Source organism: Clavibacter californiensis (assembly GCF_021952865.1).
GTDB classification, from domain to species: Bacteria; Actinomycetota; Actinomycetes; order Actinomycetales; family Microbacteriaceae; genus Clavibacter; species Clavibacter californiensis.
Window position 1 is genome coordinate 1946481 of record NZ_CP040792.1, and the last position, 11468, is coordinate 1957948.

The 11468-nt window shown below is 74.8% G+C and carries 12 protein-coding genes; 8 read left to right on the forward strand and 4 right to left on the reverse strand.

The genetic code is table 11. From position 1 onward, the window contains the following. Positions 1–13: 13 nt before the first annotated feature. A complete protein-coding gene (locus FGD68_RS09465; RefSeq protein WP_119372511.1) occupies positions 14–1702 on the reverse strand; it encodes a long-chain-fatty-acid--CoA ligase in 1689 nt (562 codons plus the stop codon). 63 nt (positions 1703–1765) lie between these two features. Further along, complete coding sequence (locus FGD68_RS09470) at positions 1766–2695, reverse strand: oxidoreductase (RefSeq protein ID WP_119372510.1); 930 nt, start codon at positions 2693–2695, stop codon at positions 1766–1768. Between the two features lie 120 nt (positions 2696–2815). On the opposite strand from FGD68_RS09470, the gene FGD68_RS09475 reads away from it, so the two are divergent. Together FGD68_RS09475 and FGD68_RS09480 are read left to right on the forward strand one after the other, a co-directional pair. Beyond that, complete coding sequence (locus FGD68_RS09475) at positions 2816–3169, forward strand: hypothetical protein (RefSeq protein WP_104236431.1); 354 nt, start codon at positions 2816–2818, stop codon at positions 3167–3169. After that, on the forward strand, positions 3166–4404 hold the full coding sequence (locus FGD68_RS09480; protein ID WP_119372509.1) for a M20/M25/M40 family metallo-hydrolase: 1239 nt from the start codon (positions 3166–3168) through the stop codon (positions 4402–4404). The genes FGD68_RS09475 and FGD68_RS09480 overlap by 4 nt, the downstream gene beginning before the upstream one ends. Here FGD68_RS09480 and FGD68_RS09485 read toward each other — a convergent pair. Then, positions 4401–4907 carry a metallophosphoesterase family protein gene (locus FGD68_RS09485; protein WP_119372508.1) on the reverse strand — a complete coding sequence of 169 codons (507 nt, stop codon included), beginning with the start codon at positions 4905–4907 and terminating at the stop codon, positions 4401–4403. The genes FGD68_RS09480 and FGD68_RS09485 overlap by 4 nt on opposite strands. A 76-nt stretch (positions 4908–4983) precedes the next feature. Here FGD68_RS09485 and FGD68_RS09490 point away from each other — a divergent pair, with 76 nt between their 5' ends. The 6 genes from FGD68_RS09490 to FGD68_RS09515 all read left to right on the forward strand — a co-directional run bounded on the left by FGD68_RS09490 (position 4984) and on the right by FGD68_RS09515 (position 9949). Beyond that, the gene (locus tag FGD68_RS09490; RefSeq protein WP_012038109.1) at positions 4984–5598 is read left to right on the forward strand and encodes a sulfite oxidase-like oxidoreductase; all 615 of its coding nucleotides are present in this window, start codon (positions 4984–4986) and stop codon (positions 5596–5598) included. A gap of 44 nt (positions 5599–5642) precedes the next feature. Beyond that, a complete protein-coding gene (locus FGD68_RS09495; protein WP_237609394.1) occupies positions 5643–6353 on the forward strand; it encodes an FAD-binding oxidoreductase in 711 nt (236 codons plus the stop codon). A gap of 64 nt (positions 6354–6417) precedes the next feature. Further along, positions 6418–6951: a DUF1697 domain-containing protein gene (locus FGD68_RS09500; protein WP_119372507.1), complete on the forward strand. Its 534-nt coding sequence runs from the start codon at positions 6418–6420 to the stop codon at positions 6949–6951. 121 nt (positions 6952–7072) lie between these two features. Further along, positions 7073–8050, forward strand: a complete 978-nt coding sequence (locus FGD68_RS09505) for an oxygenase MpaB family protein (protein WP_119372506.1) — start codon at positions 7073–7075, stop codon at positions 8048–8050. An 82-nt stretch (positions 8051–8132) separates the two neighbouring features. Beyond that, complete coding sequence (locus FGD68_RS09510; protein ID WP_237609395.1) at positions 8133–9425, forward strand: DNA polymerase IV; 1293 nt, start codon at positions 8133–8135, stop codon at positions 9423–9425. Between the two features lie 11 nt (positions 9426–9436). Beyond that, complete coding sequence (locus FGD68_RS09515; protein ID WP_119372851.1) at positions 9437–9949, forward strand: DUF4190 domain-containing protein; 513 nt, start codon at positions 9437–9439, stop codon at positions 9947–9949. Positions 9950–9997: 48 nt separating this feature from the next. Here the strand turns inward: FGD68_RS09515 and FGD68_RS09520 are convergent, their stop codons facing one another. Beyond that, the gene (locus FGD68_RS09520; RefSeq protein ID WP_119372850.1) at positions 9998–11311 is read right to left on the reverse strand and encodes a UDP-glucose dehydrogenase family protein; all 1314 of its coding nucleotides are present in this window, start codon (positions 11309–11311) and stop codon (positions 9998–10000) included. Positions 11312–11468 lie beyond the last annotated feature (157 nt).

The following is an 11468-nucleotide window of genomic DNA, read 5'->3' on the forward strand; positions in this document are numbered from 1 at the left end:
TGCCAGGCGGCGGTCAGCCTTCGCGCTGCAGCTCCTCGCGCACCTGGCGGCGGAGCACCTTGCCGATGAGCGACGTGGGCAGCGCGTCCACCTGGATCACGCGACGGGGGACCTTGTAGGCGGTGAGGTGGGCGCGGCAGTAGGCGCGGATGGCGGCCTCGTCGAGCGTGGCAGCCGGATCCAGCACGACCGCGGCCGTGACGTCCTCGCCGCCGTCAGCCGAGGGCAGCCCGACGACGGCGACGCCCTGCACGCCCGGCGCGCCGCGCACGACGTCCTCGACCTCGCTGGGGGAGACGTTGAAGCCGCCCGTGATGATGAGCTCCTTCATCCGGTCGACGATGGTCGTGAAGCCGTCGGCGTCGACGCGCACGATGTCGCCCGTGCGGAACCAGCCGTCGTCGAGGAGCGCAGCACGCGTCTCGTCGGGGCGGCGCCAGTAGCCCTGGAACACCTGGGGCCCGCGGATGAGCAGCTCGCCCTCCTCGCCGGGTGCGCGGTCGACGGCCGGGTCCTCGGGGTCCACGACGCGCACCTCGGTGCTCGGGAACGGGACGCCCACCGTGCCGGGTCGGCGCGACGGGCCGATGGGGTTGCCGAGCGCGACGGGCGACGTCTCCGTGAGGCCGTAGCCCTCCACGAGGTAGCCGCCGGTGAGGCCCTCCCACAGCTCGACCGTGGAGACCGGCAGGTTCATGGCGCCGGAGATCGCGAACCGGACGCCCCTGAGGTCCACCTCCTTCTCCTTCGCGGCGCGGGCCAGGCGCTCGTAGATGGGCGGCACGGCGGGCAGGAACGTCGGCGGGTGCTTCCGGGCGGCGGCGAGCACGAGGTCCACGTCGAACTTCGGGAAGAGCACGAGCCGGGCGCCGATCGCCATGGCGAAGGTGAGGCAGAGCGTGAGGCCGTAGGCGTGGAACATCGGCAGCACGCCGTAGACGGTCTCGCCGCCGTCCGCGAGGCCGGGCACCCAGGCGCGGCCCTGCATGGCGTTGGCGTGCAGGTTCCTGTGCGTGAGGATCGCGCCCTTGGGGCTCGCCGTCGTGCCGCTCGTGTACTGGAGGATCGCGACGTCGTCGAGCTCGGGCTTCGGACGTGATGCGGCGATGCGGCGGTGGTCGACCAGCGACTCCCACGTGACCGTGTCCTTCACGGGCGCGGTGATCGCGGCGCGGGCGCGACGCGCGGCGGGGACGGGGAGACGCAGCTTGAGTCGCGTCGCGAGCGGCATCGCGGCGGGCAGGTCGACCGAGATGATCGTGTCGACGGGCACGTCCCGCGGCATGTCCTGGATGGTGCCGACGACCGTGTTCCAGGCGATGGCGACGCGCGCCCCGTGGTCCTCGAACTGGTGGCGGAGCTCGCGCGGCGTGTAGAGCGGGTTGTGCTCGACGACTATCGCGCCGAGCCGGAGCACCGCGTAGAAGGCGACGATGTGCTGCGGGCAGTTCGGCAGCACGAGCGCGACGCGGTCGCCCTTCCGGACGCCGAGGCGGCGCAGGCCCTCGGCGGCGCGGGAGATCTGGTCGCCCATCTCGCGGTAGGTGGTCTCGCGCCCGAAGAACTCGAGGGCGACGGCCTTCGCGTGCCGCTGGATGGAGCGCTCGACCATGTCGACCAGGGATCCGATGACCGGCGGGATGTCCGCCGACACCCCGTCCGCGTAGCTGCGTACCCAGGGGCGGTCGGCGTCGATGCTCATGTCCCCACCATAGGGAATGCGCCCGGGCGGAACCCGGGCGCATCGGCCGTGCATCGGTCGGGGCTACGCGGGGTAGACGACCCCGGTCAGCTGCTCCGACGCGTCCCACAGGCGACGGGCGAGCTCGGGGTCCTTCGACCACGGGCTCGACGCGGCCAGGTGCGGCATGCCGTTCATCCCGCCGGGGCCCGCGGGGCCGTAGTAGTCGCCGGGGTGGACGCCGAGGCCCGTGGCGGCCTGGATCTGCGGGAGGGCGCCCACGCGCACGTCCTGGCCCATGGCGGCCGGCCCGAACTTGGCGGCCAGGTCGCTCATCGCGCCTTGGGGCCCGGATCCCGGGCCGTTCTTGGCGAGGTTCGTGGACGTGACGCCGGGGTGGGCGGCGACGGCCGTGAGGCCCCAGCCGCGCTCCTCGGAGAGCGCCTGCAGGCGCCGCATGAACAGCAGGTTCGCGAGCTTGGCCTGGCCGTACGCCGCCCAGGCGCTGTACCGGCGCTCGGACTGGAGGTCGCCGAACGCGATGCGGCCCATCCAGTGCGCGAGGCTCGAGACGACGACCACGCGCGGAGCGTCAGCGGCCTGCAGCGCGGGCAGGAGCAGGCCGGTCAGCGCGAAGTGCCCGAGGTGGTTCGTGCCGAGCTGGATCTCGAACCCGTCCGCGGTCTCGCGACGGTCAGGCGGGGCCATGACGCCGGCGTTGTCGACGAGGATGTCGATCGGTCCGCGCTCGATCTCGCGGTCGGCGAAGGCGCGCACGGACGCGAGGTCCGCGAGGTCGAGGGACCCGACCTCCACGTGGACGCCGGGGTGGCGGTCGCGGATGGATCCGGCCGCGTCCTCGCCGCGCTCGGGATCGCGGGAGGTGAGGACGACGGAGGCGCCGGCGGCGGCGAGCCGGCGCGCGGTCTCGAGGCCGAGGCCGCTGTTGCCGCCGGTGACGACGGCGCGCTTCCCGTCGAGCGGGCTGATGATGATGTCGGTGGGACGGGGCACGCGGACTCCTCTTGCGGGTGGGATCCCCACGCTAGCGAGGTCGGCCGGGCGTCGCCCGTGGGGTGGTGCCCGGCCGCGCGCCGACAGGCCGTCGGGGGCCGCCGATGGGAGGATCGGGGCATGTGGATGAGACGCGGCCGGGACGGATCCGAGGGCGAGCGGGGGAGCGACGCGACGCACGCGATCGGGGTCGGCGCCGTGGTCGTGATCCTCGACGGCGCCGCCGCCACGGGCGACCCCGCGCTCGACGGCGAGCCCGTCGGCCTCGTGGTCGCCTCCGCCTCCGACGGCCTCCGCAGCGTCAGCCCCGTGCCGACCGCACGCGGCCGCGCCTGGGTCGTGGAGCTCGGTTCGGACGATGACGGCGCGGCCGGTCGACGGGTCGTGGTGCCGCAGAGCGCGCTGCGCCTGGTCGACGACGCGGATGAGACGGTCCCCGCGCTGCCCGCCGACGACCTCCCGCCGCGCGCGTGACCGGCACGGCGACCGGGCACGACGCAGGCGTCGCGGGGATCGTGGATCCCGTCGACCTCGCCGCCGAGCTGATCCGCATCGACTCGACCAACCCCGACCTCGTGCCGGGCGCCGCGGGCGAGACCGCCGTCGCCGCGCACGTCGCCGCGTGGCTCCGCGCCCGCGGCTTCGACGTCCGCGTCCTCGAGGGGACGCCGGGTCGGCCGACCGTCCTCGCCACCGCGCACGGCACGGGCGGCGGCCGCACGATCCTCCTCGACGGGCACCTCGACACCGTGCCGCCCGGCGACCCCGAGCGCGGCGGGCTGCTCCCGCGGATCGAGGACGCCCGCCTCCTCGGCCGCGGCGCGTTCGACATGAAGGCGGGCCTCGCCGCGATGATGGTCGCCGCCGACCGCGCCCGGCGGATCGGGACGCGCGGCGACGTCGTGCTCGCGCTCGTCGCCGACGAGGAGTTCGCCAGCGTCGGCACCGAGGAGGCGCTCCGTGCTCTCGCCGCCGACGGCACGCGCATCGACGGCGCCGTGATCTCCGAGCCCAGCCAGTCCGAGGCGATCGTCGCCCACCGCGGCTTCGGCTGGTACGAGATCCGCCTGCGCGGGCGCGCAGCGCACGGATCGATGCCGGAGCAGGGCGTCGACGCGATCGCGCACGCGGGGCTCGTGCTCCGCGAGCTCGACGCGCTGGCCGAGCGCCTCTCCGCGGGGCCCCGCCACCCGCTGCTCGGGACGGGCGCGGTGCGCGTGTCCCGGATCCACGGCGGCTCGGACGCGGCGACGGTCGCCGACTCCTGCGTGCTCACGATCGAGCGCCGCTTCCTCCCCGGCCAGTCGACGGCCGACGTCGAGGCCGAGCTGCGCACGGCGCTCGACTCGGTCGCCGCCCGGACACCCGGGATCGACGTCGAGCTCGAGGTGCTCGTCGCCCGCGCGGCGTTCGAGGCCGACGTCGACGGGCCGCTCGCGCGCGCCGTGCTCGACAGCGGTGCGCGCGTCACCGGATCGCCCGTCCCGCACCGCGGCGAGCCGTTCTGGACCGACGCCGGCCTCGTGCACGAGGCCGGGATCCCGTGCATCCTCCTGGGCGTCACCGGCGGCGGCGCGCACGCGGACGAGGAGTGGGCCGAGGTCGACTCGATCCGGCGGCTGGCCGACGTGCTCGAGGGCGCGATCCTCGACTTCTGCGGGAGCGCGGGCGGGAGCGCGGGCGCGGCGCCTAGCGGGCTGATCGCCTAGTCGCGCGTCGCCGACCGGTGCAGCTCCACGTCGAGCCGCCCGGCATCCGCCGTCGCGGTCATCCACGTGAAGTCGGGCTGGCGACGCCGGTCGGTGGGGGAGCCGGGATTGAGGAGCCGGAGGCCCGCGGGCGTCACGGTGTCCCACGGGATGTGGCTGTGGCCGAAGACGAGCACGTCGGTCTCGGGGTGGGCCGCGTCCATGCGCCGCTCACGGCCCGTGGAGGCGCCCGTCTCGTGCGTGACGGCGAAGCGGATCCCCTCGATCACCGCGCGCGCCGTCTCCGGCAGCCGAGCGCGCAGCCCCGCCGGGTCGTTGTTCCCCCAGCACGCGAGCAGCCGCGCGGAGCGCGCCTCGAGCGCGTCGAGGGCGGGCTCGTCGACCCAGTCGCCCGCGTGGATGACCACGTCGGCGGAGTCGATCGCCCGCCAGAGCGCCTGCGGCAGGTCCGCGGCGCGCTTCGGGAGGTGGGTGTCGCTGAGGATCACGAGCGATGCGGTCACCCGCTCCACGCTACGCGGCCCGACCGGCGCGGCATGATGGACGGACACGCACCCATCGCCCCTCGAGGAGGCGCCCATGACCGGCATCACCCGCGGCTTCGTCGGCCGCCCGCGGAAGGGCCCGGCCGACCGCCTCCCGCCCGGCCAGTACGACACCCAGGGCGGCTGGCCCGTCCTCACCGCCGAGGCCGTCCCGAACCTGCCGGAGTCGCGCTGGTCGATCGCCGTCGACGGCCTCGTCGAGCGCCCCACCACCTGGGACTGGGACGAGGCGCACGCGCTGCCGCGGTCCGAGTACGCGGGCGACATCCACTGCGTGACCACGTGGACCCGGCTCGACACGCGCTTCGCGGGCGTCAGCGTCGACACCCTGCTCGACGCCGCGGGCCCGCTCCCGGAGGCGCGCTTCGTGCTGGCGACCTCGCACTCCGGCTACACCACCAACCTCCCGCTGGAGGACCTCCGCGGCGGGCGGGCGTGGATCGCGTGGGAGGCCGACGGCCGCCCGCTCACGCCCGACCACGGCGGACCCGCGCGGCTCCTCGTGCCGCACCTCTACTTCTGGAAGAGCGCCAAGTGGATCGCCCGCCTCACGCTCCTCGACCGCGACCAGCAGGGCTTCTGGGAGCGCAACGGGTACCACGATCGCGGCGACCCGTGGCGCGAGCAGCGCTACCAGGGCGACCGCTGAACGCCGCGGCACCGGCGTCCGGGTCCGCAGCCGGACCCGCCCGCGTGCCCGCCGTCCCGGCCTCGGTCCGCGGCGAGTGGCGGACGGCGACCATCACCGCGCTCGAGCACCCGACGCACACGACCGTCCTGCTGCGGTTCGACGTGCCCGACCGGATCCCGCACCTGCCCGGCCAGCACTGCGTCGTGCGGCTGCGCGCGGAGGACGGGTACACCGCGCAGCGCTCGTACTCGATCCTCTCCGCCCCGCACGAGGAGGGCGTCGAGCTGCTGATGGAGCGCTACGAGGACGGCGAGGTGAGCGGCTTCTTCGCCGACGTCGCCCGGGTCGGCGACGAGATCGAGATGCGACTGCCCATCGGCGGCTTCTTCGTCTGGGACGGCGCGACCCCGGCCGTCGCGCTCGGCGGCGGCACCGGCGCGGTCCCGCTCGTGGCCATGGTCCGCCACGCGCGGCACCTCGGCGTCCCGAACCTCGTCCGCGTGGGCGTCTCGGCGCGCACCGCGGCCGACGTCCCGTGCCGCGCGGAGCTCGAGGATGCGGGCGCCCTCATCGTCACGACCCGGGAGCGGCGTGGCGCGCGCGGGTTCGGCCGTCTCCGCTCCGACGAGGTCGCGGGGCTCGTCGACGGCGCGCAGGTGGCCTTCGTGTGCGGATCCACCGCCTTCGCGGGCGGGGCGACGCGCCTGCTGCTCGACGCCGGGGTCGGCCGCGACGCGATCCGCATGGAGCAGTTCGGCCCCTCGGGGGAGTGACGGCGGCGTCCCGCCGGGCCACACTGGGGCGGACGGCGACGGAGCCGCGGGGAGCGGGTGCGACATGGAGCGATCGGTCGTGCTGCTGCGCGGGATCAACGTCGGGCGTGCCAAGCAGGTGTCCATGGCGCAGCTGACCGCGGCGCTCGATGCCCTCGGCTACCTGCGCGTCCGCACCCACCTGCGGAGCGGGAACGCGGTCGTCGACCACGAGCGGGCGGTCGGCCGGGGCGCCGCGGTGGCGATCGAGGACGCCGTGCGGCTCGCGACGGGCGTGACCGCGGACGTCCACCTCGTGTCCGCCGCCGACTTCCGGCGCATCGCGGCCGGCATCCCGTTCGGCCCGGTCGCCGACGACGCGTCCCGCCTCCTCGTCTCGTTCCTCGACCGGCCGCTGGACCCGCTGCCCGCGCCGCCGCCCGCCGCCGACATCGCGCCCGACCTGGTCGAGGTCGGCCACGACGCCGTGTACTCCTGGCACCCCGACGGCGTCTCGGCGTCGCGCGTGCCCCCGGCGTTCTGGCGCGGGCTCGGGGCGTCCGTCACCGCGAGGAACGCCCGCACCGTCGCCGCGCTCGTGGCGCTGCTCGACGCGTGACGCCCGCGTCCGGCACGCGTCCCCAGTACGGGGGTGTTGCTCGGGCACCCGAGGGTATCCGGCCTGCATCGGGCGCGCCGCGGCCTCCTCACGGCGCGGGCAGGGGGATAGGTTCGATCACGTGAGCAGATTCTCGGAGCGCTGGAAGTCCCACATCCTGGAGACGTTCTCCGCGGACTCCGAGGGGCGACCCCAGTGGATCCAGGACCTGGAGGACGGCGACGACGCCGGCTGGTTCGGGCCCGGCTCCGCGGTCTGGGCGGTGCACGGCGGGATGCCGACGCTCGTCGCGGGGATCCGCGCCCTCCTCATGCAGACGCTGCACCCGGGCGCCATGGCCGGCGTCCACGACTGGTCGCGCTACCGCGAGGATCCCCTGGGCCGGCTCGCCGGCACCGTGCGCTGGGTCATCACCACCTCGTTCGGCGACCGGGACACCGCCGTCGACGTCAGCCGGCGCGTCCGCGGCTACCACCGCAAGGTGCAGGGCACCTACGTCGACGGCCGCGGCGTCGAGCGCCCCTACAGCGCGAACGACCCCGACCTGCTCGCCTGGGTGCACATGGTCTTCACCGACGCGTTCCTCAGCACCCACCTGCAGTGGGGGCCGCCGATCCCGGGCGGGCCCGACCGGTACGTGGCCGAGTGGGCGAAGGCGGGCGAGCTCATGGGCGTCGAGGCGCCGCCGCGCTCGCACTCCGAGCTGCGCGCGCAGATCGACGCGTTCCACGACCAGGGCCTCCTCCGCGCCGACGAGCGCACCCGCGAGACGATCTCGTTCCTCCGTGAGCCCCCGCTTCGTGCCTCCATGCTGCCGGCCTACCGCGTGCTGTTCGCGGGCGCCGTCGCCTCGCTCGAGCCGCGGTACCGCGAGCTCCTCGGGCTCGACAAGGCCTCGTTCGGCCCCTTCCCTCTCCCGGCGCTCGCGTCGACCCGGGTGATGCTCGGCGTCGCCGGGCGCGTGATGGGCGAGCAGTCCACGAGCCATGAGGCGGCGCTCAAGCGCATCGCGCGGCTTGAGGGGAGGACGGCGTCGTCCGCGGAGCCCCGCCACGGGCACGGCGACGATGTCGGGCACCGCGCGCAGCCCGCGGCCTGATCCCGCAGGCCCGCTGGCCGGAACGCGTCGTCGCTCGGGGCGCTCGGCCGATGTCGGCGGCCCGGGCTAGCGTGGGAACGACATGAGCAGGCAGGACGGATCGACGAGGCGCACGTCCGACGCGAGCGCGGACGACTCCGAGGCCACCATCCTGCACATCGACATGGACGCCTTCTTCGCCGCCGTCGAGCTGCTCGAGCGGCCGGAGCTGCGCGGCACCCCGGTCATCGTCGGCGGGTCGTCGGGCCGCGGCGTGGTCACGAGCGCCACCTACGAGGCGCGCCGCTTCGGCGTCCGCTCGGCCATGCCCATGGCGCAGGCGCTCCGCCTCTGCCCGCAGGCCACCGTCATCGGCGGGCACATGGAGAAGTACGCGCACTGGTCCCGGGTCGTCATGGGCATCTTCCGCGACGTCACGCCGCTCGTGGAGCCGCTCAGCATCGACGAGGCGTTCCTCGACGTGGCGGGCGCGCGGGGGCTGTTCGGCCCGCCCGCCGAGATCGGCGCGATGATCCGACGCCGCGTCCACGCCGAGACCGGCCTCACCTGCTCGGTCGGCGCGGCCTCGACCAAGTTCGTCGCCAAGCTGGCGAGCACGCGCTGCAAGCCCGACGGCCTGCTCGTCATCCCCGCCGCCGAGACCCTCCCGTTCCTGCACTCCCTGCCGGTCGGCGCGCTCTGGGGCGTGGGGAAGACGACCGAGGAGTCGCTCCTCCGGCGCGGCCTCCGCACGGTGGCCGACATCGCGGACACCCCGCTGCCCACGCTGCAGTCCATGCTCGGCGAGTCCGCGGGCGCCCGGCTGCACGACCTCTCCTGGGGGCGCGACCCCCGGCGCGTCAGCACGCACCGCGAGGAGAAGAGCATGGGGCACGAGAACACGTTCCACGACGACGTGACGGATCCCGAGATCGTCCGCCGCGAGCTCCTCGGCCAGGCGACGCGCGTGGCCGAGCGGCTGCGGCGCGCGGGCCTCACGGCGCGCACCGTGTCGCTCAAGCTCCGCTACTCCGACTTCCGCACCATCACGCGATCCCGCACGCTGTCGGAGCCCACCGACGTCGCGCGCCGCATCTACGACGAGATCCGCGACGTGTACGAGCAGGTCGCCCGACCCGGCGACCGGATCCGGCTCGTCGGCGTGCGCGCGGAGCAGCTCGACGACGCGGACAACCGCGCCGTCGCCCTCTGGGACGCGGACGAGGGCTGGCGCGAGGCCGAGCGCACGGTCGACCAGGCGGCCGCGCGGTTCGGCCGGGGCGCCATCGGCCCGGCGTCGCTCCTGCGGAAGCCCGGGGCGAAGCGGGCGACCGTGTCGGATCCGCGCACGGAGGCCGCCGCGCGCGGTACCCTCCCCCGACACCCGCCCGACTGACGAGGACCACCATGACCGATCCCGCCGCGCCCGCATCCGACGACCACAGCAGCGAGGCCGAGGGAGCGGCTCCCATCCCGCCGTCGCCCACGTCGCCGAACCCTCCGGCCGCCGACGCACCGGCCACGACCCCGCCGGCTCCGACCCCGCCAGCCCCGACCCCGCCGCACGCGACGCATCCCGCCGCCGCCCCGTACGGGCTCGCGCCCGCGCCGGTGCCGCCCTCCCCGGCGGCGGTCGCCTGGGGCCAGCCGGTATACGCGGCCGCGCCGCCCAAGGGCCTCAGCCTCACGTCGATGATCCTCGGCCTCGTCTCGGTCTTCTTCTTCTGGACGTTCCTCTGCCCGCTCGTCGGGCTCGTGTTCGGCATCATCGGGATCAGGAACGAGCCGGCCGGCCGCGGCTTCGCCATCACGGGCCTCATCCTCAACGGCCTGCTCCTGCTCATCCCCGTCGCGTTCGTGCTCTCGATCGTCATCGCGGGCGGCACGCTCTTCGGCATCGCGGCCACCACCCCGCGCTGACCAGCCAAGGCGCGGCCCCGGACCCGTTCGCGGGGCGGCGCCGGACGGCTAGGGCCGGCCCATGCCGCGGTAGCGCCACCCGGCGGCGCGCCACGCGACGGGATCCAGGCAGTTGCGGCCGTCGACGATGACGGGCGTCGTCACGATGGCCTTGAGCTCCGCGGGGTCGATGGCCCGGTACTGCTTCCACTCAGTGAGCACCATGACGGCGTCCGCGTCGCGCGCCGCCTCCTGCCAGGTGTCCACATAGGTGAGCTCCGGGAACCGGCGGCGCGAGTTCTCGTTGGCGTACGGATCCGTCGCGAGCACGCGCGCGCCCTGCAGCTGCAGCTGCGCGGAGATGCTGAGCGCGGGGGAGTCGCGCACGTCGTCCGACTCGGGCTTGAAGGCGAGGCCCAGCACGGCGATGTTGCGGCCGAGCAGGGATCCGCCGCACACCTCGCGCGCCACGTCGACCGCGCGCACCCGACGGCGCATGTTGATGGAGTCGACCTCGCGGAGGAACGTGAGCGCCTGGTCGGCGCCGAGCTCGCCCGCGCGCGCCATGAAGGCGCGGATGTCCTTGGGGAGGCAGCCGCCGCCGAAGCCGATGCCGGCGTTGAGGAATCGACGGCCGATGCGGTCGTCGTACCCGATGGCGTCCGCCAGCTGCGTGACGTCGGCGCCGGTGGCCTCGCACACCTCCGCCATCGCGTTGATGAAGGAGATCTTGGTGGCGAGGAACGCGTTGGCGGAGACCTTCACGAGCTCAGCGGTCTCGTAGTCGGTCGTGACCCGCGCCGTGCCGGTCGAGAGCGCTGCGGCGTAGACCTCGTCGAGCGCGGTGCGCGCGGCCTCGCCGGCGTCGCCCGATGGCAGGCCGTAGACGAAGCGGTCGGGCGTGAGCGTGTCCTCGACCGCGAAGCCCTCGCGCAGGAACTCCGGGTTCCACATGAGGATCGCGCCGGGGACTCGTGGCTCGATGCGCTCTGCCAGCCGCCGCGCGGTGCCGACGGGCACGGTGGACTTGCCCGCGACCACGTCGCCGGGCGCGAGGTGGGGGATCAGCGCGTCGACAGCGGCGTCGACGTAGGTCATGTCGGCGGCGTTCTCGCCGCGCTTCTGGGGCGTGCCGACGGCGATGAAGTGCACGCGGGATCCCGCGGCCTCTGCCGTGTCGGTGGTGAAGCGGAGACGGCCGGTGGCGAGCTGCTCGGTGAGGAGCTGCGGCAGGCCCGGCTCGAAGAACGGGGCGACGCCGGTCTGCAGGGACGCGATCTTCGCAGCGTCCACGTCGATGGCGACGACGTCATGCCCGAGGCGGCTCATGCATGCCGCATGGACGGTGCCGAGGTAGCCGCAGCCGATGACGGAGATGCGCACAGGGGAGTCCTTCGCGTCGTGGGGAGGGAAGCCGATGCGCGCCGTGCGACGGTGTAGCGGGTCGCCGGGCGGCGGCGTGCGCACCGTATCACGGGCATGTGACGTGCCAGGGGCGGGGTCGGACGCTCGCTCGCGCGACGCCTGCGACCCCTCGCCG